This window comes from Priestia sp. BR_2 (assembly GCF_041954005.1).
Lineage (GTDB): Bacteria > Bacillota > Bacilli > Paenibacillales > Paenibacillaceae > Paenibacillus_AQ > Paenibacillus_AQ lautus_A.
Genome location: NZ_JAVFHM010000218.1, coordinates 197383 through 223145 on the forward strand (window position 1 = coordinate 197383; position 25763 = coordinate 223145).

Sequence of the window (25763 nt, forward strand, 5' to 3'; positions counted from 1 at the left end):
CTTAGCCCACCTTTCCAAGAAGGTATACGACCGAGAAGATGAACACCCATACAACGTCGATAAAGTGCCAGTACATAGCAGACACATAAACCTTAGGTGCTGTAACCACGGTTAACCCTTTTCTGTACAGCTGAGCAATCAACAGGCTGATCCACACGACCCCGAAAGCAACGTGGGCGCCGTGGAAGCCAACCAGCGTATAGAATGCAGACGAGAATGCACTCGTCTTCATGTTAAACGATTCATGCACAACATATTCATAGAATTCATAAATCTCAAGGCCAAGGAATCCAAGACCCAGGACAACGGTCACGATCAGCCACAGCTTCAGCTTCTCGATATTATGACGGTGCAGCGCCTGAATGGCGAACACGCTGGTCAAGGAACTGACAAGCAATATCAGCGTTGCTGCTGCCGTGATCGGCAGTGAGAACAGCTCAGCAGCAGTTGGACCTTCGTTGTTCTGGCCGCGAAGCGCCAGGAACGTTGCAAACAACGTACCGAAGAGCACGGCCTCTCCACCGAGGAAGAGCCAGAAACCAAGAACCTTATTACGGCCTTCGAGTGTTGCCTTCTCGGGCTCGTGAGGAAGTTCGCCGTTTACATGTTCAGCGTGACTCATGCTTTACCCTCCCCTTCCAGTTCTTCAACTTCGATGTGATATCCATGATCATCGTACAGGGAACGAGCGATCATTGCCGCGAACGTAATCAGAAGACCAACAATCAGAACGATATATTTATTGAAGATTAAGCTCATGAACGAATTCGAGAAGTCTTCCGTGCTAAACATGAAACCAAGACCCGCGATAAACAGACCCAGTGACATCACAAACGGAAGGATGCTTGGCGAAGGCATATGGATCGGACCAACCGGCTCGGATGGTGTCATCTCTTTATTGCCTGCCATCTTTTCTTTCCAGTAAGCGTCAATGCCGCGAACGAGCGGAATTTGCTTAAAGTTGTACTCTGGCGGTGGAGAAGGAATGCTCCACTCGAGCGTGCGACCATCTTCCCATGGATCCGCTGCTACGCCAACCGGTTTTCTTGTAGTGACGGCAATGTTAGCCAAGAAGAGCAATACGCCGATCCCCATCAAGATTGCACCGATGGTACTGATGAAGTTAAGTTCGTCGAAATTCTGGTTCGGCAAGTACGAGACAATCCGCCGCTGCATACCTAGCAATCCAAGGAAATGCTGTACGAAGAATGTCATGTGGAAGCCGATGGCAAACAACCAGAACGTCCATTTGCCCAACGTTTCGTTCAGCATACGGCCGAACATTTTTGGCCACCAGTAGTGAAGGCCGGCAAACAGACCGAATACCAGACCACCAACGATAACGTAGTGGAAGTGAGCTACAACGAAGTACGTGTCATGGAACTGGAAGTCTGCAGGAGCAGAAGCCAGCATGACGCCGGTAACCCCACCCATTACGAAGGTCGGTACGAAACCGATCGCAAACAGGTTTGCGCTGGTGAAGCGGATTTGGCCGCCCCACATCGTGAAGAGCCAGTTAAAGATTTTGATACCGGTAGGAACGGCGATCAGCATCGTTGCGATGGAGAAGAGCGCATTCGCTACAGGTCCAAGACCTGTCGTAAACATATGGTGAGCCCAAACCATGAAGCCCAAGAAGGCGATCAGGATGGTTGCAAATACCATGGAGCTGTATCCGAACAAACGTTTACGGGAGAATGTAGGGATAACTTCTGAGATAATACCGAACGCCGGCAAAATCAGAATGTAAACTTCAGGGTGACCGAAAATCCAGAAAATATGCTGCCACAATACAGGGCTTCCGCCTGCCGCAACATCAAAGAAATTGGCACCGAGCAAACGGTCAAAGCTGAGCAATACGAGACCTACCGTAATGGCAGGGAATGCGAACAGAATCATGGCCGAAGTGATGAACGCCGTCCATGTAAACATCGGCATTCTCATGAAGGACATGCCAGGCGCACGCATCGTAATGATGGTAGCCAGGAAGTTGATACCACCGATCAACGTACCGAGACCTGCAATCTGAAGTCCTATCGTGTAAAAGTCTACGCCGTGCGTGGACGAATAGTCGTTGGTGGAGAGCGGCGTATAGGACGTCCAGCCCGCATCAGGCGCGCCGCCCATAATCCAGCTCAGGTTAAGCAAAAGTCCACCGAACAAGAACGTCCAAAATCCGAGCGAGTTCAGAAACGGAAACGCGACGTCGCGCGCGCCGATCTGAAGCGGGATGACCGCGTTCATCAAGGCGAAGATAACTGGCATTACGCCAAGGAAGATCATCGTCGTTCCGTGCATTGTAATCAATTCGTTAAATACTTGAGCCGATACCAGATCGTTCATCGGCTTGATCAGCTGCAAGCGAATCAGAATCGCTTCGATACCGCCTATCCCGAAGAAGAAACCACCCGCGATCAGGTATAATATACCGATTTTCTTGTGGTCGACGGTTGTCAGCCAATCCATGATCCCCGTGTAGCGTTTGACGCTATGGCTAGAAGCATGAGCGTGAGCCAAGGTTTGTACCCCCTTTTAAAGTTCTTGCTGTATTAATAATCCAACTTATAATTGGCCAAGTAATCGGCAATCTGCTCGATTTCTTCGTCACTGAAGCCGAGATCCTTCGGATTAGGCATCGTGTTGCCAGGTTTTACAGCCTGAGGCTCCATCAGCCATTCCACCAGGTTGTCTTTCGTCGGCTTAGTGCCTGGTTTGCCGCTTATGTCGTTCAGCAAGATACTCGCAATCGTCTCACGGGATCCAATGCCGGTCAGGTTAGGACCCATCGCTCCGCCTTGGTCGCCCACAGCGTGGCAGGAAAGACAGTTGGTCTTGAATTTCTCGGCGAGTGCCGCATCCGCAGGAAGCACGGCTGGCTCTTTGAATGCCGCCACCCATTTGTCAAATGCCGCATCGTCAACCGCTTTCACCCGGAATTCCATGAAACCGTGGGAAGGACCGCACAACTCCGCGCATTTACCAATGTATGTATCCGCTTTGTCAGCAACCAGAGTCATGTAGTTAACGCTGCCTTCCGTGTTTGTATCCATCTTGCCGCCGAGCGATGGTACCCAGAAGGAGTGAAGCACATCATTCGTTTTTAATTGGAATGCAATTTTCTTGCCTACGGGAACAACCAGCTCTTGAGCCGTTCTTACGCCGTAGTCTGGATAATTGAACTCCCACCAGAACTGGTGAGAAGTAACTTCCACCTTAACTGCATCTGGATTGTTCCAGTCGTTCTCTCCGTAAGCAAATACCTTTTGAATAGTAGGAACTGCAAGCACGAGCACCAAGAGCAGCGGAATCGCCGTCCAAATGATCTCAAGCTTATGGTTACCTTCCACTTGCTCAGGAATTTCATCTTGTCCCTTTTTTCTACGGAATTTAACAAGCACGTATGCGGCAATTCCAAATACCACAACCATTACGACGATCATAATCGAAATGGAGAGCTTAATTAAATCCAGTTGACCTTGTGCTACCGGACCTTGTGGTCTTAAGACCGACAAATCCTCTCGGCCGCAGCCGGATAACACCAAAGCAAACATGGCCATCAAAGGAAGAAGACGCTTTACAGCCTGCCACCGTTTCATCATTGATCTACCCCACTTTTCCGATTTTCGTAGACTACCATCCGGCGCAAACAGCGGTAATCTACCTGCACAATCACGGATGAAGTAATCCTGTCAATTAAAGCAATCACTTATTAAATATAAGTTCATGGGTTGCTTTTGTCAATCATTCACAGGGAGTTCACAAATTGTTCGAAAAGTCGTCAAAGTCGCGCCGTTACTGATTTTGCAATCGCTTTCAAAGCGCACCTTCCACCCCGCGACCCCTCATTCGACATTCTTCACATCCCGTCAACGACAGCCTTCATAGCTATATATACAGTCATTTCCGCCTTTTTGAATCTGTATGCAGCCCTCCCCCCTTTCGACCCTAACAAACATGATGAAGGGGGTGTTCCTCGAAAGCCGCAACCGGCCCTGCAAAGAACGCCTCCTATTATTATGGTATATTTTCGGCATCTTAATCCGTCAGAATAACAGCATCTCCACGCGTAATGGCAATCGTATGCTCATACTGGACGCCCACCGATCCATCCGCGCTGGAGATGGTCCAGCCGTCATCCCCCCAGAACACCGCCCCTGAACGGCCCAGGGTAAATACCGGTTCGATGGTAATGACCATGCCTGCTTTGAGTTTGAGGCCCCTTCCGGGATTTCCATAGTTCGGCACATCGGGCGGCTCGTGGATGGCGCGGCCGATGCCATGACCGACAAGCGGTTTGACGATCCCGTAGCCTTCCCTCTCGGCAACCCTTTCGATCGCATGGCCGACGTCACCCAAGGTTGCGCCGTGCCGCGCGGCCTCGATCCCTTTAAACAGAGCTTCGTGCGTATGCTTCATCAGCTGCCTTACTTCCGGGGAAACCTGATCCACCGCATAAGTCCAGCCCGAGTCGGCCAGCCAGCCGTTCTTGTTGACTACCATATCAATGGTGACGACATCCCCGGATTGCAGCGGCCGCTGGTCCGGAAATCCATGGCACACCACCTCGTTGACCGATGCGCAAGTCGCGTAAGGAAAACCTTTGTATCCTTTTTGCTCGGGGAAGGCCCCGTTCTTCTCCAGAAACTTCTCGACCCTGGCATCGATCTCGCCGGTCGTGATCCCCGGTTTGATGACTTTCGCTATTTCACGGTGACAGGCGGCCAATATGCGCCCGGCCTCGCGGATATGTCCGATCTCTTCCTTCCGTCTAAGCTGTATCCTCACATCTGCCCACTCCCTTATATCCTTATCGGATCGATTGCTAACAATATATGTAGGGACCGATGCAAAATGCCCCGAGAAGCAGACTTTCCGCGTAACACGAAGACACCATGATTGAAAAATGGCTAAACGCAAAAAAACCGCTTTCGGGACATTTGTCCCAAAAACGGTTTAACCATAGGCTCTAAAATGGTTCATGTCATTAGTCGTTAACAAGGTGAAGATGCGATGCGTGTCTGTGATATTTCTATAGACCAAGTGCTGTTACAGGTTACGAAACGGAGGAATTCAGCTTGCCAAGTTCATGCTCAACAACAAGAGTAAGCTCTTCTTCGTAGCCCCCCATAATATGGTACTTCCGGACATACTCCTTTACAAATTTTTTCGGATCTTTAGGCCGGAAAATTCGTGTCATTTCCCGCAGACTTTCCTTAACCTCATTGTGACCTTTCGTTGCCATGATGGATCCCTCCCAAAACGTGTGGAATAAATTACTCCGTTTAAAGAGAATGCCGAAAAGATCTACCTCATTAAGTTGAAGCCATATTGCAGTTCTTACGGTGACCATTAGGTTGATATTCAGCAACTTACCAATGCACCTGACACTATACATACCCTAACAGCATGCAACTGAATCATTAATATATTATATCATATTCCTCTGTTTGTTTCATCTTTCCCAAAAATTGTTTTTCTGTACTATGTTTTCTCGCCGCGTCATCGGTTGCGCACAGAATTGGTTAAGATACTTTTAAGCGATCCTGCCGGCTGCAAGCGGCGAATGCCGTCACCGGAATCAAAGATTTGAGAAGATGAGATACAAGGAGGCCGTTATATCATTGTGAAGTCACAGACTATCCTGCATTCCCCCGTTGCCTCAAGCCCGCCTATTCCCGTTGCGGAGCCTGAAGACGCAGGCCTTCGGCGCGACGCGCTCGATCGGGTAGACCTGATCATACAGAAGCAATATCCGAAAATGCGGAGCTTTCTCCTCCTTCATGCCGGCAAACTTATCTACGAACGCTACTACGGCGGCCACGGCATATCCTCGCTGAATGATTTAAGGTCGGCCACCAAGAGCTTTACGTCTGCGCTTTGCGGCATCGCCCTCTCACGCGGCGAGCTGCCTGAACTGAAAGCCTCCGTGACCGATATCTTTCAGCGATACGTTCCCCAGCGGGCTCATCCGTTATTGCGCAACGTGTCCCTTCATCATCTGCTGACGATGACCTCGGGCTTTGCGTGGCAAACCGGTAAAAAGCTCGGGGAACCGCTCATCCACCGTTTCCACCGCAACCGGAAATGGACGAGCTTCGCCCTATCCCTCCCTGTCGTCGAACAGGAAATGGGCCGATTCCAATACCGGAGCACCGATTCCCACCTGCTCTCCGTTGCGATTAGCGAGGCCACGGGAATGGACGCCTACACCTATGCCCGGAAATATCTATTCGAGCCGCTCGGCATTCGCCATGCCGCCTGGTCCCCGAGCCCCGAGGGACACAGCATGGGTCATATCGGCCTGTATCTTACCTCCCGCGACATGGCCAAATTCGGTCAATGCTGCCTGGACGGGGGACAGTGGCAAGGCAAGCCCGTCATTCCTGAAACCTGGCTTAAGCAGGCGCTCACTCCGAAGGTGAAAGGCTATCCGGCTTTCGGCGATTACGGGTTCCAATGGTGGACCGGCATTCAGAACGGATCGGTTTATGCGCTCGCCCACGGCCATGGAGGACAGCAAATCTACCTTTTTCCCCAGTTGGATGCAGTCGTCGTATTTACGGCAGACAGTAAGGTCAGCCGCTGGAAGAACCCGCGGGTACTGCTGGAACGCCATATCCTCGAGGCCCTGAAATCCGCAGCGGCTTCCGCCGAATAGCTGGCAAATCGCAAACCTCGTTCTTTCTTCGCAAGAAGCGTTTGTGCCTTTTCCAAGCCCATTCACTGGCTAACATGCAAATTTCGGCGGATAGTCCCCCCTCTTTCTGGTTACTTTATGCCATATGAATCATTTCTTAAAATCAAGCTGAGAGGAGCATGCGACATGTCCGGTAAAGACAAGAATCTTCACCCGATTTCGAGAGAAGGGGTTGACGTGGACGGAACGTACACGAATGAATGGGGACGGGAGGAATACCTGAAGCGAGGAGAGGAATTCCCGTTCGATCCGCAGATGGGCTCCACGGAGTGGCGGCTGGCGGAGTATGACTTCGACAACCACCATCAAGGCAGAACAGACGAGCGTCTGGTTCCGAAAGAAAAAGGTCCGGATAAACAGGTGAATGCCGAATCTCCGCTCCGCCATGACGTGGAAGTAGATTAAAGCCCTTGCATACGGCAGCGAAGAGATGATTCATCAGACCTGCTAATAAAAGGGTGATTTGATATGCGAAAATCGAAGCGGCTTCTGCTGTGGCTGATCCCGATCGCCATCGCGGCAGCCTTATGGCTCATAGCTAATGTCGTGGAACCGGAGTATGCCTATGTACCGCCTGCGCATAAATTGGAAAATTCCAATTCCACGCAAATCCAAGTCCGGCAAACCGATGTCATTCGCCAGTATGACCTGTGGGGCAAGACGCTTACGGTCCCGGGAACCGCTTTGCAGGATCAGCACCCCCGTTTGACAGCGGCCAATGGCGCAGTTGAGGTAAACAAAGAGCTGCTTGCCCTGGGGCGCCGCACGATGTATGAGGAATCCTTTGGCAATGAGGTGTTCTTGACCGATATTTTGGGAATCGTCGACGGTCCGATGAAGCTCAAAAACGTTGCTAAAGCCCTTGCCGAGCTGAAAGGACGGGGAACCACCAATTTGCGCGTCGAGCTTGATCAGGATGTGACCATCGGCGGCAAAACCTTCCGCAAGGGGGATAAAATCGATACCGGCTTTGACGTAGCCAAAGGAGCTTATTCCCCCATTGGCGTAACGTTCAAATATGCCGAAGGCAAAACCCGAATCGGCGTTAGCTGCATGGCCTGCCATGCCACCGTGAACCGTGATACGGGAAGGGTCGTGGAGGGCGCGCCCAATTCCGATCTGAACCTCGGTTTAATGCTGGCGTTGGCCCCGAATAGCGCAGCGTATTTCACCCACACGGACGTTGCGAACCTCGTGGATTATGTCAAGAACGGGCAACGTACCGTGATAAATTCCAAAGGGCAAGCCGAAGCCCTCCCGGATCCCGCCCTGCTGGAAAAAGCCGTTGACGACAATCTGATCAAATGGGCGCCCGGCAATTTCGATACCACCGTCGATAAGGTCAGCGACGTGACCCAAATTCCCGATATGTTTACAAAGGGCGACCATCCGTACAGCTGGAGCGGCTTCGCCATCGCGGGTCCCTTCAAAGGACTCAGCACCTTCAGCAACAATGTTCACGCCCAAAATACGGATACCTTGAGCCAAACCGAGGTCAGCGAGCCGCTAATGGGGATCGACAAAGAGATTTATGTGGGCACCATCCTGCAAAATGCGGCCCATCGCAAGTTTCGCTATGATCCAAGCAGCGGGCTGAAGCCGACCGAATTCTTCGACCGCCTGGACCCGAATCCCGGAACCCCCGGCGTTAATGAGGTCATCAAGATTCCGAACTTCCCCAAGGTTTCGGCCATAGCGCCGAACGGGCTGTATATCAGCTCGCCGGGTTTTAAGGCCGGGGAGCAGGTTAATGCCATGTCCGCTTATCAGAATACCGTCCGTCCGCCTGAAACCGATAAGGCTGAAACCTCCGATGCCAAGACCCTCAGCCTCGGGGCGGAAGTTTTCAAAAAAGCGCAGTGCATCACTTGCCACGCAGGCGACTATTTTACCAACAACCGCATTCTGCGTGCGGCAGAAATCGGCACCGAGCCTGCAAGGGCGAAGGCCTTCCATTTTACGCAGAACGCTTTTGGCGAGGCGGAGTTCTACCCGCCCGACACGCCTGTCCCGATTCCTCCGGACGCCAAGGCGACTAAAGTCCCGCTAGATGGAATAGATCCGGAGCAGATTCAGCTGGGCTTCGGCCATAAATCGGGCGGTGGTTATAAGGTCAAAGGATTGATCGGCCTCCGCTGGTCGGCACCGTATTTGCACGACGGGGGCGTCGCGGTCGGGCCGGAGCTGTCGCAAGCCGGAGTGCCGGCAACGCTTATGAAGGGCATTCACCCGGATCCCTACAACAGCCTGAAAGCCCTGATCGACCGCAAGCTGAGACTGCGGGTCGTTGAGGCGAACCGCAAGGATTCGAGACTCAGGGACACCCACGTCACCGGTCAGGGACATGAGTATTGGGTCGACGAAAGCAGCGGGTTCACGCAGGAGCAGCAGGATGCGCTCGTGAAATACCTGCTCCAATTGAAAATGAAATAAGTCCGGGATATATCCATCATACTTTGTCCCATCGGCTCATAAGGTAAGGTATATAGCTTGCCCTACCCCAGAACCGGTCTAAGACAAGGAGTTGATGAGATGTCCCCTTTCAAATCGTCCACAGGACTTCCCGAGAATCTGGCCGCGACGCTGTGCTATCTTCTTCCGATGGTCGGAGGAATTCTGTTTCTTTCATTAGAAAAGAGAAGCCGATATGTCATATTCCATGCGCTGCAGTCCTTGCTGGCCTTCGGCCTTCTGGCCGTCGCCCACCTGCTGTCGAGCGCGGTGCCCATCATCGGCCTTCTGGCCTCCGCCCTCCTGGCGCTGGTCGGCGTGCTGATGTGGCTGGTGCTTATGTTTAACGCCATTCAAGGAAAATGGTTCAAGCTGCCATGGATCGGCAATTTCGCGGAGAAACAAATGCAGCGCATCTAAGCTAGGTCATGCAAAAACGGCTTCCTCCCATGATTGGGAGGAAGCCGTTTTTTTGGGCTTTAGCCCTAGACCGATCAGGATCAAAAAAGCAGCCGGAACGGATCCGGCTGCTTTCGAAGATCATCTTAAGCTGCGTGCCCTTCTGTCGTCTCGCCTCGCTCAGTGCGGGTCGGCTTCGTATATTTCAAGCCGTTAAAGATCAGATTCAGCACAATCGCGGTCAAGCTGCCGGCCACGATGCCGTTATCGGCAAGAATGCGCAGGTTGTCGGGCAGGCTGGCGAACAGGCCCGGCACGGTTGTGACGCCAAGACCCATGCCGACGGAACACGCGATAATGAACAGATTCTCATGACGGTTAAGGTCTACTTGATCCCCTAACATCCGAATGCCGGAAGACACCACCATGCCGAACAGGGCAACCATCGCCCCGCCCAGAACCGACGTCGGCACAAGCTGCGTCATGGCGGCAATCTTCGGCACGAATCCGATCAATACAAGCAAACCGCCTGCCACTACGATGACGTCGCGCGTCTTCACGCGGCTCATCTGAATCAAGCCAACGTTTTGGGAGTACGTGGTATACGGGAACGAGTTGAAAATACCGCCTACCACAATCGCAAGACCCTCCGCACGGTAACCTCGGGACAAGTCCTTGGAGGTGATATCGCGATCCACGATTTTGCCAAGGGCCATAAATACGCCCGTCGATTCGGCAACGCTGACGATCGCTACCAGAATCATCGTCATGATCGGAACGATTTTAAACTCCGGCGTGCCAAAAAAGAAAGGCTGCGGCGCGCGGAACCAGCCAGCTTCGCGCAATGGGGTGAGATCGACCCCGCCGTATAACGCGGCAACCAGGGTGCCAAGAATGAGACCCAAAAGAACGGAGATCGAACGCAAGAAGCCTTTGGCAAAACGGTTCATGATAATAATGAAGGCAAGAACGCCGAAGCCAAGGGAAATGTTCAGTGCGCTGCCAAAATCCTCGCTGCCTTGGCCGCCCCCAAGGTCGTTCAAGGCTACGGGGATCAGCGTCAGACCGATAATCGTAACAACAGAGCCTGTAACGACAGGCGGGAATACCTTAATCAGCTTACCGAATAAACCTGAGAACAGAATGACAAATAAACCGGAAGCGATAATCGCTCCATAAATAGCCGACATGCCATGCTGCTGTCCGATAATGATCATCGGACCTACGGCCTGGAACGCGCAGCCGAGCATGACCGGAAGGCCGATACCGAAGTACTTGTTCCCGAATACCTGCAGCAAAGTAGCGACCCCGCATGCCAGCAGGTCGATGGCGATGAGATACGTCAGCTGCTCCGTCGTTAAACCGAGCTGCCCGCCAACGATAAGCGGTACGATGATTGCCCCTGCGTACATTGCCAATACATGCTGCAAACCCAGCGAAAAGGTTTTGCCCGGACTCCGATTTTTATCGAAAATCGGTTCTTGCACCGCTTGTTTCTGTTGTTCCATGGCTTTTTGATTCCCCCCGTTAATTTGTTAGCTTTCGTTCTATGCGAATGTCACAACGCCGTCGTCAAGTGATGCAATCCGTACGAGCGATTCTACCCGGTAGCCCGCTTCGGCCAGCAGGCGTCCTCCCGGTTGAAACGCCTTTTCAATGACGATCCCGATGCCCACCACTTCGGCACCCGCCTGCTCGACGATTCGGGCAAGCCCGAATGCCGCCTCGCCGTTGGCAAGGAAGTCATCCACGATCAGTACTTTATCGCCCGGCTTGATGAATTTCTTAGCGACCGTAATTTCGTTGGTCTCCTGCTTCGTGAAGGAGTACACCTTCTCCACGAATATATCCTCACGGAGCGTCAGCGATTTCTGCTTCCGTGCAAAGATGAGAGGCACTTCCATCTCAAGCGCGGTCATGATGCCCGGTGCGATGCCGGAGGATTCGATGGTCAATATGCGAGTCACGTTCGCTTCCTTGAACAATCGCGTAAATTCCTTTCCCACCTCTTTCATCAATACCGGATCCATCTGGTGATTCAGGAACGAATCCACCTTCAGTACCTGTCCGCTTAATACAATGCCTTCCTCTTTCACTTTGTTCTGCAGTAATTGCATGATGCTCCCCCTTAAATTTGTTGTCCGCATTCCAAGCAAAAAAGCCCACTTCCTCCCTTCACCGAATCGCCGGGAAAGAAACAAGTGGGCATAAGCAGCAAAAACGCACCGTTAGCCGTCCGATCAAACGGAATTGACCTGGCTTGTCCGCTGCTGCTATAACCCGTAGTCCAATCATTTCCGGTGATCGGGTAGAGACATGCAGGCCGATTCCTGCACCTATACGAGAAAATGTATGATATCCGAATTCCTTAGAATGCTTACGTATAAATGTTATATTTCCGAATGAATGAAGTATAACGCATTCCCTATGAAAAAATAAAGTGAAAATTTACGGAAATAATAAACTACTGGTCAATTAAAGAAAAAAAAGGCTGCCCCATACGATTAATGGGACAGCCTTCCCTTGCATCAACTTGTAGGTATCACTTCGATTATCCATTCCAGGGGCTCACCGATGGGCACCGACATATCGCTGTTTATATCAACCAGCTGGATACGGAGCGTATAAGTCCCGACATGAGCTTGCTGCCAGCGGAACAGGATATCGCTCCCATTCCCTCCCAGATCCATATCCCCAGCCGTTAAACCTGCATTCACTCGGTATACCCCTTCACGATCCGGAGTTGCGATCTCATACCCCTCCGTCGGAACCGTTCCCGGCTCATGCGGCTTCATCCGGAATCCGAGTACGCCCAGACTTACCGGCTGACCATGGTCATCGAGAATCGTCAATTCGTAGCCAACCCGGGTATCCTCGCTCAGTCCGTACGCTTTGGAAGAAAACCCCCAATACATATCAAGGGCTGCCCGAAACGGCCCTTCGCCAATGAATTCGAACTGCGAGAAGGGACTGACCTGGATGGAACGGACGCCTTCTCCAAGCACAGTCAATTGTCCTTCCTTGATCTCAAGCAGCTCAATCTTCTCCATATAGCTGCCCGGCTCCAGCAGATCGGCGTAGAACTCCAGCGGAATATCCGGCGAAGCGACCTCGCTTAACTTAAAGCCGATACCATCAACAGGCTGCAGCGTAAAGCTTCCCTCTGCGTTGGATTCCACCGTCTGCTCGCCATGACGGACAGGCAGACCCACGACCGGACTTCCATCCCTTGTCAGCGTCACCCTGACTTGAACTTCCATGTCATCGGCATAGCCTTTCGTCTCGAAATGAATGGATCCAAAATAATTGTCTGGGCGGGCCGACAGTTCACTGCTCATATCATCGCTATATATAACCTTCACGAAAGGGTCGGTCACAGGCGGCTCCGTCGTGGGAGGTTCCGTTACCGGAGGCTCAGTCACTGGGGGCTCGGTCACAGGCGGACCGGTTACAGGCGGCGATACGCTGCCTCCTGATCCCGAGCCGCCGCCAGGACTAACCGGCGTCGGCAGCCGAGCGCCTTTCTCCTGCTCCGCCTCTTTCTTGCCCTGGAGAAAGCGTGCCTTCTCCTCTGCGCTTAAGGATTGAAGAAGCTGCTCTTCGGCCTTCTTTTTCATTTCCTCCTGTGCTTTCCTGTTCGCTTCCTCCTGCTGCTTCTTCTGCTGCTCGATCTTTGCCAGCATATCGCCGAGTTTCTCCTGCAGCTGATCCAACTGATTCTGCTGCTGATCTTGCTTCTTCTGTACCTCTTCCTGCTTGCGCTTCAGCGCTTCCAAGCGCGCCTGTTCCAGAGCAGGGTCGAGGCCGGCTTGTTTATCCAAATCTTTCACTTGGCCAAGATCAAATATCTTCCCCGAATCCGGGTTTGCTTCTTTAATCAGTTTATCTAATTCTTCCTGGCTGGCTTTTTTCTTATCAAGCGCCTCTTTCGCGATATTTCCGATGAGGTTATTCAAATTATTCGCGACTTTTGCCAAATCGTCCGGCGATTTCATAATCAAGTCCTGAGTGCCGGTTCCGCTTTGTCCGGACTGTAGTTCTTGCCGCGTCTTCTCGAGAAATTCCTCGTTCTCCCGGTCGATGTCGTTCTTATTCTTAATTATCTGAGCAATGATTCCCGGCGAAGCGTTCCCAATCAAATCCTCAATATCGATGAATTGTACAGGGGGGCGTTCCTCCTGTGAACCGCCCAGCGATATTTGTTGCGCGGGACTAATCATGACCGGGCCGGATGGCAGCAAGGAACCTTCTGTGCCTGCCGGCACCAGCGAAGAGCTGACTTTCCCGCTAGCCGTCACTACGTTTGTCATTCCTGTTAAGGGGTTGACGGTGATTATAAAATGCGTGCCTTGTACGCTATTGTCCGCATAACCGGTCCGCACGTCGAATCGATCCGTCGACCGGGCCAGGTCGGTAACATCATAATAAGCCTGCCCAGCCTCCAGATTCAGCCGAGTTACGTTGGAGATGCCAATCTTGCGAAGCTGCTCGGCCACCAACGTCGTGTCGTTGCCTAACGTGATGACATCTTCCGTATCCAGGATCCGAAGCTTGGCGCCTCCCGTGCCGGAGCCGGTAACAATTTCATCGTCTTCGCCCAGCATCATCCCCTTGTAGGCATCCACCTGCGCATACCCGCCGTAACGGATCTTGGCCGAACCGGTGATTTCCACGATCTGCATGCGTCGCGGCGTAAATTTCGAAGTGCTGAAGCTAACATTCCCCGGCTTCGTTTCCCGTTCAGCCAAATCCAGGATGATAACCAGCTTGCCGCTTTCGTTCCATTGGACATCCTTGCCCATCAGTTCGGCCACCGCTCGCAGCGGAGCCATCATCTGGCCGTTGGCGATATACGGCTCAACTTCCGTCGCCGCTCGGGAAACTTCTTTGCCCGCCTGATCCCGGGTCATATAGGGATCTCCGGCTTGCAGCGTGATGACATCCTCGCCAAGGGTTAATGTCATTTCCTTATTCTTGGCATCGTAACTCATACGGGTTCCGAGCAGCGTGCCTAACGTTCTGACAGGCACCACGATCTGGCCCTCTTTCATAACGGCCAAGTCGCCCAGTTGGGCCGCCTGATCTCCGTAAGCTGCGGCGATCCCTTGGCCTGGTTGCCAGGCATCCGGCGTCTTATAGCCGGACCATGCCCGGACGGCCCCATTGCGTTGGTCCGCGATGAACAGTTCCCCACTATCCGAAGCGACTGCAATATCCGCCGGCGCGTTGAATCGGACCTCGCTTTCAATTCCATCCGCGTAACCCCTGGTTCCGCCGGCCATGGTGGATACGCGTTCGTCTTTCAGTTGACGCACGGCATGATTATGGGAATCTGCAATGAGAAGTCCATCCTCCGCGCTCCATGCCAATCCCCGAGGCGAGTTGAAGCGGGCTGCATCCGCAGCTCCGTCCAGATAGCCAGGATCTGCGTATAACGCGTCCTTGGCGTAGCCATCGGATGACGGACCGCTGCCGGCGGCCGTCGAAACGGTCCCTTTCCCGAAATCGATATAGCGGATCGCGTGGTTGCCCGAATCGCTGACATACAAATTGCCTTTACCGTCAAGCGCAAGACCTGCCGGCTCGTTAAATTGCGCTTCAGCAAGCGATCCGTTCTTGTAGTCCCCTGCCAAAGCGATGACTCCGGCGCGAACCTGGACAGCACGCGTCGACGGGCTGCCAATCGTCGTTACTTCCCCATCCGGAGAGATCCGCCTAATGACGTGGTTTAGGGTATCCGCCACAAACAGAATGCCGTCCTCGGTAACCGCAACGTCCTGCGGCTCGTGTAACAAGGCATCTTGAGCCTTCCCGTCCTTCAGCCCCATCCGTCCGTTGCCCGCTATGGTGGTTACCCTGCCCGCTTGATCGATTTTACGAATCGCATGGTTGCCTGAATCGGCTATGTACACTTGACCTTTTCCGTCAACGGCAATCCCGGACGGCCGGTTAAAAAACGCAAGCTCGCCCTGGCCATCCAGGAGCCCGCCGATCGGAAGTCCCCCGCCGTCCCGCTTGTAGGACAAGGAGGCACCTGCGAGAATGCTGCTCTTCCCGTCCTTTATTTTGCGAATCACATGGTTCTCCGTATCGGATACGATAACGGAGCCGTCAGGCAGCCAAGCCACACTGCCCGGTTGTCGCAATCCTTCCGAAGCCAGTGACGAGGATAGCCCGGCTGCATGCCCCGGCCCCCCTGCAATCGTAGTCGATTGACCTAAAGGTAATCCGTTGCCGGCGACGAGCCTCTCTTTGCTCGGAAGAGGTGCAATTGATGCTGCCATGGCGTCGCTTGCTCCCCCAAATACACTCCCCGCAAGTACAGCGGCTAATGCGATCATGCCCATCTTTCTAAACCTAATCGAAACCAAACCCTTCCCCCCTATTCCTAAGTGATATTTCTAGCAAAAATCATACAATAATCCGGTCCTATCTGGATACATAATTTTCCCAATATATCTGACATCAAAAAAAGCCACCTCAACGGTAGCTTTCTCCGACAATTTCATCTATTGAAACGTAACATGGATCTGCACGATCTCGGAACGGGAGCCCAGCCGAATCGGCGGTCCCCAGAAGCCGTAGCCCGAGGACACGATGGAGTGCATCCGGCCTTTTTGCAGATATCCCCAATCGTTCTCGAATATGGCCCTCGTAATCAAATGCGCCGGGAATACCTGGCCGCGGTGCGTATGCCCCGACACGATCAGATCAACGCCCTGCTGCTGTGCTTCGTCCAGCGCATTCGGCTGATGATCGAGCAGAAAGACCGGCTTGGATAAATCGGCCCCCTCCATGATCGCGGACAAATCGGCGCGGTCCTGATCCTGCTTATCCCGCCTGCCTACCAGCGTCAAGCTCTCCACCGTCAGTTTCTCGTCATACAGCACGGTCATGCCGCTGTCCTCGAGAGCCGATATCAGCTCCGTAATCTCCCCTTCGAATCGGTCATGATTGCCAAGCGAAGCATATACGCCATAGGTCGCCTGGATATCTGTCAAAATCCGATCTATCCCCTGGCTTAAATAAGCATCCAGATCGTCATCAATAATATCGCCTGGAAACAGCACCAGATCCGGCTTCAAGCCGTTGATCTCCTTCACCATGCGCTCAGCGTGCGCCTTGCCAGACAGGACGCCGAAATGCATATCGGACGCCATGACGATATTCAGCTTCTCCATGGTACCCGCATCCTTGTCCACCTGAATATCGTAAGCACGTACGGTTGGACTATAAGCGTTAAAGGAGCCGAAACCGATCGCGATCACCATCAGCACCAGCAGGACGGATACCGCCGCCTTCTCCAGCCCATCTCTTCGCAATGCCGTCATCCTCAGCAGCCATAACACGATGTGCATCAACGGGAGAAGGATAATCAGCACATAAAAAATAGCCATCCAATACGATCCTATAATATTCAGCACGGTTGGATTACCGAAAAACCGTCCTGATATAAACGATGTCGATACCACGGTCAGCACGACTATGTATACCCATTTGAGCGCCATGGACGGCCCCGGCCTCAACCAGCTCCATACGCTTCGGCCAATATAATAAACCAGCAAGCCGTATATCAAAAGCGCCACGATTCCTGCAATAATAAACATCGCCATCCCCTTCCGTACATCCATTATAGCAAGCGGATTTTACAAATCCCAGCGGACGTTGGCGGAAGGCGGAGGGCTTATGATCTTCGCATGGTTCTAAATAGCATCAAGAAGCCGTTACAAACCCGTGCGTTGTTTCGGCAGCAGCTCGTTCAGCAGCGCCTTCAAATTACGGTCTTCCGTATATCGCTCCTGCCCCATATCCAATTCATTCACGCGTATATACGTATAACTTTCCGTGCCGTTCTCCGGTTTAAAGAGAAGTTCATCATGCGGGTCAGGCACCACCCGGTACTCCATTTCATGAAACATATCGAGCAGCTGCTCACCTGTAGGAGTTTCTCCCTTATCAACAAAAATCAATCCCCGCAGCTTCTTGGGGCCTTCTTTATGTCCGACTGTAAAATGAACGATGCATTCCATGCTCATCCATCTCCCTTCTTGGTTGTTATGTTATCGGTTCACACCCGTCTCATTCATGTTCTCCTGCCATCTCGGCCTTCATTCAAGCCGGTTGCCGGTCTTAAGCAAATAAACGCCAAGATGAATCCCGGCGTTCCTAATCATTATGTCTATTCCATTCTACGATGAAACATGATGCTTAACTGTGACAAAAGTCACTTCCAGAAAGGTATTGATCTACAACGTGCCCCTAGGCCGTATTGCGATTGGAGTCCCCGTTCACTTCTTCTTCGGGATCGCCTTCACGCCCCGCCAGCGGGCGGGTTATCGATGACGCAGCCAGGTCTTCCTGGTCTTCCTGGTCTTCAGCCTCCGGCTCCGCATTAATATACTCGCTTTGAATCAGGCCAAAGTGTTCTCCGTAACGCGCTTCCAGCTGCTCGCCCATATCCTGTTCCAACTGAAACAATACCATCTCCTGGGTAAAATGATGCAAGAGCAGCTCTGCCATGACCGGATGCTCCGTGATGACCGCTCCCGTATCATAGTCCCCGCCGCGCATCCCTAAGATGCACCATTGCCGATCGACGACAAACGAGAACTTCCGGCCGCCGGCCCTGCGATTCGCAAGGTCGCTCCACCCGGGCCACGCCAAAGTTCTTGAGAGTCCCTGATCCGGACCGTCGCAAGCCCACAGCACCTTTACCCCTCTGGCCTCCGCTTCCGCCAGCGGCTCACGGAGCAGCGACGCCTCCTCGCGCCAGACGTCAACGACGATCTCCCGTTTCGCCCGCTTCAGTTCCCGTACAAGCACATCAAGCACCGCCTGATCCCCCTCCATGCTAAGGAAGGGAGCGGCCGTGCCGCTGCTCCGCGGCAGGCTCTTCTCCACAAAAGCGAGGGATGCCTCCACGCGCCCGGATATCATCCGCGTCAATTCCTCCGGCTTCAGCGAGCGGTAACGGACAGGTTCCCCGTCCATTCGCTCAAGCGCTCCCTGCCGCTCCAGACGCTGCATGGCCGCATAGACGTTGGAACGCGAAGCGCCCAAACGTTTAGCTACCTCATACCCGCCTGCAGGCCCATGCTCGGCAAGGTCCACCATAATCTTCGACTCAATTTCCGTAAATCCCAAATTGCGCAAATGATGCAGCAATTGTTCCATAATATTAGTCCTCCCATAGATGCTCGAACGCTTGCTCTATCATTCACACTGTCCTTTATTCATCGCGCAAGGGCATGATCGTCCGAATCCCTATCTCTTAAATCTGTTCAGCTCCGCAGCGCGGACACCATTTCGAGCCTTTCGGCAGGTCGACGCTGCAAATTTGGCACTTCACCATGTCGCGGGTCGCTTCATCGTCTCCGACGTAGTCTTGACTTTGATTATTTTCCTGCCAGAAACGAATGCGGCGGTCCAGCTCCAGCTGTCTCTCCCGCTCGCGCTCAAGCTCTTCCCAATGGCGGCGTTCCCTCTCCTGCTCCTCCTGCTCGAGGCGCAGCCGTTCAGGATCAACCTCCGGTTCAGACGATCGCTCGATGATCTCCTCGCGCTGGCGTTCCGGCTCAGGATCGTAGAGATCGGGCTCGTACGGATCCGGATTCGGACGATAATCATAGGTCTGGACATCGTCCTGTTCCTCCTGGATTTCTTCAGCCGCCGCATATTCGCGTTTATCGAACATGCTCTTGCGCTCGGGCTCCCGCGGCTCTTCCGGCGCTGACTCCTCAGGGTCAATCAAATTGGCAAGCTTGTTTCCGCAATACGGGCAGAAATTCGCGTCCAGCGCGACCACGCGTCCGCATTCGCAGACCCGTTCATTCTTGAGCACCGCGATGCGGTTCCGTATCGCTTCGATTTGCTCCTGCAATCCATCGCAGGTTTGCGCGAGCTCGACCATCTCCTTTTCCGCAATCGTCATATCCTGCTGACGGTAGCCCTCATAGAATACTTTACCCATCTGCAAGTAATACGAGTTCTTCTGCTGTTCGATTTCGGAAATTTGGCTGTTGAGCTTATTCACTTCGACCACGTGCTGCGCCTTTTCCGTTGCGCGGTTAGCTCCATCCTTGAGTTTCTGTAAAATCTTCATTTATGAATCCTCCTCTTTCTCATATCCCGATTCACCGGCGGTACGCCGGCACATTGTCATATCTCTTCATCAAGGTTATAAACGATTTATAGCCAGCCATAAACCGGCTGCCCCATGTTTCTTTGCAGTTCGCAGATTTGCACATGTGTCATGATATGATCCTCATCGTCCAGTATACTGCCGTCATGGTGATTCTATCATACCAAATTCCTTGCCCCATGTGAAAAAGGAAGCCCCTTCCAACTTCGCTTCTGATTCATCCGGCCCCCGAACGTGTATATGATTAGAAAAATGCACAGTAAGGGGCGGCGGCCGGCTTAACCCCCGTGTCCTATTCCGAGCAGCCTTGAGCTGCCGAAGTCTGGAGGGATTTATCATGACAAACGATAAAAAGACGTATTATGTTTCAGTCAATCACAACCTGATCCAGGATGTACCGAACGATACGAACGAATATGTCGTATATATGGATGATGAAGAGGTCTCGAAGCTGAGGGGGCTGCTCCATGAGGTCAGCAGCAGCGACCGGTATGCATTTAAACGGACGTTCGTCCCATATAAATCGGCAGATCATGACGATGCCGCCGAGGAATACGATGAACGGACGATTAATCTTTACACCTTTCTCCACGAACATGGGGATGAACGCACCCGCAAAACCATCGAGGATATGAACATCATCGGCAAGCTGAACGATACCGGCTACCATGATCCCGGTTATGAAGACTCGCCACTGAATAAGTAATCCGAATGCTTCAGTCCAAAAACAAAGGAATCCCGGAGCGAGCCGCTCCGGGATTCCTTTGTATAACTAGAACATCGCCCGGTCTTGCGCAGGTCCTGTTCTACTTTATAGATTCGCAAGCCGCGGTACAAGGATAAAAAGTCCCGTTTATCCTACGACTATTAGCACAGCTTACAGTTTAATGTTCGCTTCGTCGAAATACTCCTCCAGCGTCAGGCCGCTGTCGGCGATGTCCGGTGCCAAATCCTTTCCTACGTAACGGATATGCCAAGGCTCGTATACATAGCCGGTAATATCCTCGGCCCCTTCCGGATAACGAATGATAAAGCCGAATTCCGGCGCGCGGCTCGCCAGCCACTGCCCTTCCTCCGTATGACCGAACGTTTCCTCCAGCGCATTGCCCGCGCTAGGGCTGGATACGTCGATGGTCAGGCCGGTTTGATGCTCGCTCGTACCCGGCACAGCGCTTACGCGGTTAGCCTCGGCTTCCCCCTTGGTACGAACATTGTTCTCATATATGGTTTTTTGACGGGCATAAGAACGGTATCCCGATACGGCCCGAAGCTCGATGCCGTCCGCTTTGGCCGCATCGAACAATTCCTCGAGCGCATCCGCCGCTTCTTGTCTCAGGTGCCGTTTCTCGTGCGGCTCGTCAAAAGAAAACGGAACGGCCGGCTCCACAAGATCACTCGGTTCATAGCCGTCCGGCAAACTCCGCTGCTTGTTCACGACTACCGTCACGGCCTCCGCATTGGTCACGACCTGCTTGCCGCCGCTCTCCTGGATGGTGGCCTGGAGTGCATTCTCGCTGCGCTTTGCCATGACCGGATCCGCCGGCTGATTCTCAGCCCCCGTTTCCCCATTCTCCGATCCGCCTTCAGGAAGCGTGCTGCCTTCCTGGCCCTCGGCCGGCGACTGCAATTCCTGCCCCTGTTCCTTGCCGGAGCCGGCATCGTCGGATTGGCATCCCGCCAGAATGGCCCCTGCTAACAGCAGGGATGACAGCATTACGCTTGTAAACCGGATTCCTCTTCCCGAAAATGCATTCATCTCTGCTACTTCCTTTCCCACAGTTTGTCCTGCCCCCATTGTACCTTATTCGGAATAAACAGGACAAACGAGCCGCTGACGAATCATGACGGATTTACACCGTTTACGTCAGGTATTCGGCAGCTTGCCTCGATTTACGGCGCCGCTCTTATCGAATTCCATACCATTCTGCAATGGATGTCCAAGCTATGGCGAAGGCGGCTCCAAGCTGCGGCGCTTCTGGTCCGCTTGCTTGGCCGCCCCGCGAGCGATCAGGGCAAGCGCTTTGGACGCGCCGCGAACGCCCGGCAGCAAGCCTGTCCAGTCGCCCGCCGGGCCGAGCTGATCCGCCGGAGGCGGCGGCGACAGCTGTACCGCCAGCTCGCTAAGCTGCGGGCCGGGCCGGTGCAAGCGGCCCTCGGCCGCCGCTTCGGCCACCCATTCGCCCGGAGAAGGACCGGACGGTCCCTTCTCCTTCGCGCGGGCGGCCGACTCCGCGGCAGAGCCGCCTGCCGGCAGCGGGGCTGCTTTGGCCCAGGCGTCGAAGACGCCGGCCAGCAGCGATTCCCGCGGCAGCCCTAGCAGCGTCAGCTGCTGGAGCGGCTCTGCCGCTAGGCGCCGGGCTGCGGCAGCCAGCAAGGCTGTGGCATGCCCGCAAGCCGCTCGGCCGCATGTGCAGCGCGCTTCGGCGGCAAACTCTCCGCCCCGCAGGGGGGATGGCGCCAGTTCATCCAGCCAAGGGGCGTCCTGACCTGCAAGCAGGCGGTACAGCGCCTGCGGGTCTTCCTCCAGATAAGCCAGAACCGCCTCGCGGGCGGCAGGATCCAGTTTCTCCACCTGAACGCTGACCTCATAAGTCTCCGAAGATTCGATGTCTCCATCCGCTTTTCCCTTCAACCATCCCGGTTCGATCTCGAGTCTGAGCCCTTCGGCTAATCCCGCAGTTTCCATAGCCTGCACCTCCTTACATTCCATTCGCTTACCGGTCCGCCTGGTAGGCATGATGCCATCCGCGGACCGGCATTTTCGGTTACATCCAATCCTGCTCCTGAAGCTCGATCAGCTGGCGGAGCTCGCCGTCCGACATCTCCGTCAGCCAGGTTTCGCCCGACCCGACCACCTGCTCGGACAACGCCTTCTTCTGTTCGATCAGCTCGTCGATCCTCTCCTCCAGCGTTCCCTGGGAAATCAGCTTGTGCACCTGAACGTTGCGGTTCTGCCCGATCCGGAATACGCGGTCCGTCGCCTGATTCTCGACCGCCGGGTTCCACCATCGGTCATAGTGGAGCACATGGTTCGCACGGGTCAAATTCAGGCCTACGCCACCGGCTTTCAACGACAGGACAAAGAACTCCGTCCCCTCGCCTGCCTGGAACGCCCGTACCATCTCATCCCGTTCGCGTTTTTGCACCCCTCCATGAAGGAAATACGGCTGTTTTCCGTATTTACGTCCAAGCATGCTCACCAACAGCTCGCCCATGCCCACATACTGGGTAAAGATCAGCGCCGATTCTCCCACATCCGCGATGCTGTCCAGAATTTCGAGCATGCGCTCCATCTTGCCGGAGGACTCGGGACGTACAGCGCGTCCATCGTCGCGTCGAAGCAGCTGCGGATGATCGCATATCTGCTTCAGCTTGGTGAGGGATGAAAGCACAAGCCCCTTGCGCGCCATGCCCGTCCGGCTCTCGATCTGTCCCATCATCTCGTCGACGACGGCTTGATACATCGCCCCTTGAACCTCGGTCAGCGGACAATACGATTTCAGTTCCAGCTTCTCCGGCAGATCCTTGCGGATGTCCGGATCGCTCTTGAGTCTGCGCAGCATGAATGGAGAAACCAGCTTGTGAAGCTCCCGGAATCTCTCCTGCTGCCCTTCGCCCGGCGCATAGCGCTGACGGAAGCTGTTAAACGATCCGAGATATCCCGGATTGAGAAAATGGAAGATCGACCACAGCTCCGCCAGACGGTTCTCCACCGGCGTCCCCGTCATCGCAATGCGGTGCGGCGCGGATAATTTCATGACGCTCTGCGCCTGCTTCGTACGATAATTTTTAATATACTGGGCTTCATCGAGCACCACGCTCGACCACTGGATCGCGGATAAGTCCCCGCCGTCTCTTCCGGCCAAGTGATACGTCGTCAGCACGATATCATGATCGGCCGCCTCCTGCAGGAAATCGTCTCCGCGCAGACGGCGGACGCCGTGGTGCACATGCAAGGTCAGATCCGGCGCAAATCGCTGAATCTCCCGCTGCCAGTTACCCAGAAGCGAGGTCGGGCAAATGATTAGCACCGGGTCTCCCGCGGCTTCGGTATTGAGGCGCTCCAGCAGGCAAGTGATGACCTGCACCGTTTTTCCAAGCCCCATATCGTCGGCAAGGCAAACGCCAAAACCCAAATCGCGCATCACGCTTAGCCACTGATATCCCCGCTCCTGATACGGCCTTAACTCTCCGTGAAGCGAGGAAGGGATCGGGCGGGACGGCAGCTTGCGCACCGTTTCCCCATCCAGCAGGGAGGACAGCAGGCCCGTTGTCTCCACTTCTTCGATGAAGAGCCCCTTCCACAAGCGTTCTCCATCCATTTCGGCGCTCAGGTGCATCCATTCGGCAAGCTCCATCTCGCCCTTCTCATGGCGTTTCATGAAGCGCAGCACCTGATTGATCTCCTTCAAATCCACCTCAACCCATTCCCCGCGGAACTGGACGTAAGGCAGATTCTGTTCAGCCAAAAATTTCAATTCCTCTCGCGTCAGGGTATGGCCGCCCATCGCGGCGGATATTTGAAAGCTGACCAGATGCTCCATTCCGAGCACCGGCGTCGACTGTGCTTCGCCTGACGATCTTGCATCCGGCATCATTTTGAGGGATAAGCCGACGCGGCGGCGTCCTTCCCTGCTCCAGCGGGACGGCATTTGAACCGTAACGCCGCTCGCCGTTAATCTCGGAACCGATTCCTTCATGAACGTCGACAACCGCTCCAGCGGCAGGGTGACGCTCTCCGGAGCGCGCCCGTACAAGCCTTCCGCCAGCTCGGGAGCCAGCGCCGCGGCTTCTCCCAGCCTCATGAGCAGCTGCAGCTGGGCCCCAGCATACATCCTTCCGCGCAGCAGCTGATCGGATTCCGGACTTCCCCATACGCTCCGGACCGGCATCAATAAGCCTTCATCCTCCTGGCTTCGTGCCCAGAAGGTTACCTTCCAGTCCTTCCGGCTCTCTTCCAGCGGCGGTTCGAGCCGCAGCCCAAGGGCAAGGGTTCCGTTCTCAGGAGGCTGATCCTCCCCGCCGGCGTAAGGGAACACGGTCCCCCCGACCCGTTCTACGGCTTCCTCCAGCTCGCCCACTTCCTCCGCCGTTCCTTGAATGGGAATATCCCGACTGACCGTCAACAGACTGTTCCACCACAGCTCGGTAAGCGGGGATTGTCCCCTCCGGTAGTTCGCCAGATAGGCCCTCAGCTTGTCCTCCGATTCGCGAACGGCAGCCCTGGCTTGACTGTCGATCACGCCGCACAGGAAAGAATACAGCACGATCGCCCCCGCTTCCTCCCGCGTGGAAGGTTCGGTTCCGGCAAGCGCTGCAGGCGTCCCGATGGCAATTGGAGGAATATTCGCCGCCAGCTGCAGAAAACGGGCCGTATCCTCGGTATTCAGCTGCGGTTTCCATACCGCTTTTATCGTGTGCATCGACGTTTTGCGCCTTCCGGCGGAAGGCACCTCCGCCGTCCCTGGTGCAAACCTCCCCTGCAATAACAGCTCCAATGCGAATCTGCTCGCTTGCACCCAATATTCCATTTCTTCGCCGACGGCCAAACCCTGAGCTTGGGTATGCTCGGGATCCAGCGAAACCAGCATGGAGAATGCGTCTCCCGGTGTCAGCGCAAGTCCTTCCATCGTCCGTCCGCCAAGCGTCTTCCGTTCCGGACGCCGCGCGCTTTTCGATCCGAGGACTTTGGCCGGATATCTGAGCTCGGCAAGCCGGAGGGAAGCGTTAGCGAAGGGACGGGTTCCATCCGGTTTGCGAAAGGTTCGGACCACTCTGCTCCATGCATCCACTCGGGGCTCCGAAACCTCACCGGAAAAACAAAAGAATACGTCACCTAACCATACGCCATAGAGCGGTTGATTCATCGTTGTCTCCCGTCTTTTCCTGCTTTATAGATATTATTACTATCTTATACGATAGCAACCTAATTTCAAAACGATACGGATTATGGCCATCGCCAAAATAACGTCAACCTTTATCATACCATGTATTTACTATTTCGTTATGATCTATGTATTGCATAGCGAATTCTTCTATTATATAGAGTAATGAAAAATCCTTGTTCTTATGCAG

The 25763-nt window shown here is 54.0% G+C and carries 20 protein-coding genes and 1 riboswitch; of the genes, 5 read left to right on the top strand and 15 right to left on the bottom strand.

Annotated elements, in window-relative coordinates; genetic code table 11:
• Position 1: 1 nt before the first annotated feature.
• From RB298_RS16495 to RB298_RS16515, 5 genes are all read right to left on the bottom strand, one after another.
• On the bottom strand, positions 2-622 hold the full coding sequence (locus RB298_RS16495; protein ID WP_009590523.1) for a cytochrome (ubi)quinol oxidase subunit III: 621 nt from the start codon (positions 620-622) through the stop codon (positions 2-4).
• A complete protein-coding gene (ctaD, locus tag RB298_RS16500) occupies positions 619-2466 on the bottom strand; it encodes a cytochrome c oxidase subunit I (protein WP_374705894.1) in 1848 nt (615 codons plus the stop codon). The genes RB298_RS16495 and ctaD overlap by 4 nt, the downstream gene beginning before the upstream one ends.
• An 83-nt stretch (positions 2467-2549) precedes the next feature.
• Positions 2550-3599, bottom strand: a complete 1050-nt coding sequence (gene coxB, locus RB298_RS16505) for a cytochrome c oxidase subunit II (protein WP_009590534.1) — start codon at positions 3597-3599, stop codon at positions 2550-2552.
• A gap of 436 nt (positions 3600-4035) precedes the next feature.
• Positions 4036-4785, bottom strand: a complete 750-nt coding sequence (map, locus tag RB298_RS16510; protein WP_192569797.1) for a type I methionyl aminopeptidase — start codon at positions 4783-4785, stop codon at positions 4036-4038.
• A gap of 268 nt (positions 4786-5053) precedes the next feature.
• Positions 5054-5242, bottom strand: coding sequence for a hypothetical protein (locus RB298_RS16515; protein WP_006208082.1), 189 nt, complete (start codon positions 5240-5242; stop codon positions 5054-5056).
• A 378-nt stretch (positions 5243-5620) separates the two neighbouring features.
• Here RB298_RS16515 and RB298_RS16520 point away from each other — a divergent pair, with 378 nt between their 5' ends.
• The 4 genes from RB298_RS16520 (at position 5621) to RB298_RS16535 (ending at position 9568) form a co-directional block, all read left to right on the top strand.
• Positions 5621-6658, top strand: a complete 1038-nt coding sequence (locus RB298_RS16520) for a serine hydrolase domain-containing protein (protein ID WP_486047658.1) — start codon at positions 5621-5623, stop codon at positions 6656-6658.
• A 165-nt stretch (positions 6659-6823) separates the two neighbouring features.
• Positions 6824-7102: a hypothetical protein gene (locus RB298_RS16525; protein ID WP_009590511.1), complete on the top strand. Its 279-nt coding sequence runs from the start codon at positions 6824-6826 to the stop codon at positions 7100-7102.
• A gap of 63 nt (positions 7103-7165) precedes the next feature.
• Complete coding sequence (locus tag RB298_RS16530) at positions 7166-9130, top strand: electron transport protein (protein WP_096777093.1); 1965 nt, start codon at positions 7166-7168, stop codon at positions 9128-9130.
• Positions 9131-9229: 99 nt separating this feature from the next.
• Positions 9230-9568: a DUF4870 domain-containing protein gene (locus tag RB298_RS16535; RefSeq protein WP_009593435.1), complete on the top strand. Its 339-nt coding sequence runs from the start codon at positions 9230-9232 to the stop codon at positions 9566-9568.
• Between the two features lie 125 nt (positions 9569-9693).
• Here RB298_RS16535 and RB298_RS16540 read toward each other — a convergent pair whose 3' ends face one another.
• The 7 genes from RB298_RS16540 to RB298_RS16570 form a co-directional block, all read right to left on the bottom strand.
• Positions 9694-11055: a nucleobase:cation symporter-2 family protein gene (locus RB298_RS16540; protein ID WP_009593442.1), complete on the bottom strand. Its 1362-nt coding sequence runs from the start codon at positions 11053-11055 to the stop codon at positions 9694-9696.
• A gap of 39 nt (positions 11056-11094) precedes the next feature.
• Positions 11095-11664: a xanthine phosphoribosyltransferase gene (locus RB298_RS16545; RefSeq protein WP_486047605.1), complete on the bottom strand. Its 570-nt coding sequence runs from the start codon at positions 11662-11664 to the stop codon at positions 11095-11097.
• Between the two features lie 146 nt (positions 11665-11810).
• Positions 11811-11911: riboswitch (purine riboswitch) on the bottom strand.
• A gap of 164 nt (positions 11912-12075) precedes the next feature.
• Positions 12076-15831: a stalk domain-containing protein gene (locus tag RB298_RS16550; RefSeq protein WP_486047606.1), complete on the bottom strand. Its 3756-nt coding sequence runs from the start codon at positions 15829-15831 to the stop codon at positions 12076-12078.
• Between the two features lie 225 nt (positions 15832-16056).
• On the bottom strand, positions 16057-17154 hold the full coding sequence (locus RB298_RS16555; protein ID WP_486047607.1) for a metallophosphoesterase: 1098 nt from the start codon (positions 17152-17154) through the stop codon (positions 16057-16059).
• A 117-nt stretch (positions 17155-17271) separates the two neighbouring features.
• Positions 17272-17577 carry a hypothetical protein gene (locus RB298_RS16560; protein ID WP_486047608.1) on the bottom strand — a complete coding sequence of 102 codons (306 nt, stop codon included), beginning with the start codon at positions 17575-17577 and terminating at the stop codon, positions 17272-17274.
• Between the two features lie 229 nt (positions 17578-17806).
• Complete coding sequence (locus tag RB298_RS16565; RefSeq protein WP_486047609.1) at positions 17807-18721, bottom strand: TrmB family transcriptional regulator; 915 nt, start codon at positions 18719-18721, stop codon at positions 17807-17809.
• Between the two features lie 97 nt (positions 18722-18818).
• Entirely contained in the window at positions 18819-19649 is an 831-nt protein-coding gene (locus tag RB298_RS16570; protein WP_096777099.1) for a zinc ribbon domain-containing protein, read from the bottom strand.
• 376 nt (positions 19650-20025) lie between these two features.
• Here RB298_RS16570 and RB298_RS16575 point away from each other — a divergent pair, with 376 nt between their 5' ends.
• Complete coding sequence (locus RB298_RS16575; protein WP_486047610.1) at positions 20026-20394, top strand: hypothetical protein; 369 nt, start codon at positions 20026-20028, stop codon at positions 20392-20394.
• A 171-nt stretch (positions 20395-20565) separates the two neighbouring features.
• Here the strand turns inward: RB298_RS16575 and RB298_RS16580 are convergent, their stop codons facing one another.
• From RB298_RS16580 to RB298_RS16590, 3 genes are all read right to left on the bottom strand, one after another.
• Positions 20566-21444: a M15 family metallopeptidase gene (locus RB298_RS16580; protein ID WP_096777100.1), complete on the bottom strand. Its 879-nt coding sequence runs from the start codon at positions 21442-21444 to the stop codon at positions 20566-20568.
• Positions 21445-21630: 186 nt separating this feature from the next.
• Positions 21631-22374, bottom strand: a complete 744-nt coding sequence (locus RB298_RS16585; RefSeq protein ID WP_486047611.1) for a hypothetical protein — start codon at positions 22372-22374, stop codon at positions 21631-21633.
• A gap of 79 nt (positions 22375-22453) precedes the next feature.
• A complete protein-coding gene (locus tag RB298_RS16590; RefSeq protein WP_096777102.1) occupies positions 22454-25555 on the bottom strand; it encodes a DEAD/DEAH box helicase in 3102 nt (1033 codons plus the stop codon).
• Positions 25556-25763: the final 208 nt, after the last annotated feature.